A 258-nucleotide genomic window follows, 5' to 3' on the forward strand; every position below is an offset into this window, starting at 1 on the left:
CCTGCGGCAGCGTGCCCAGTAGCACCCGCACCAACGGGCCGCCGAGCGCGAAACTGCGCTGCGCCTCACCGGCTGCGTGCAAAAGCGAGTCCATGTCGCTAAACGAGCGATCCCACAGGATGCCCTGCGTATCGACCTCATTGAACGTGCCTTGCCACTGTCCGTCTGCCTGATCGAAACCAAGGCGCAGGGCGTCATGCTGCTGCAGCACGCGTTGCAGCGCCGTAGCCAGATGCTGCGGATCAATGCTCACGCTTG

At 64.0% G+C, this 258-nt stretch carries 1 protein-coding gene; it reads right to left on the minus strand.

The window, feature by feature from the left end; translation table 11 throughout:
- Nucleotides 1–258, minus strand: a 258-nt coding sequence (locus SB765_RS31195; RefSeq protein ID WP_410932701.1) for a hypothetical protein, incomplete at both ends; no start/stop codon positions are given.

The sequence above is a fragment of the Pseudomonas sp. SIMBA_067 genome (genome assembly GCF_046534675.1).
Classification (GTDB): Bacteria; Pseudomonadota; Gammaproteobacteria; order Pseudomonadales; family Pseudomonadaceae; genus Aquipseudomonas; species Aquipseudomonas putida.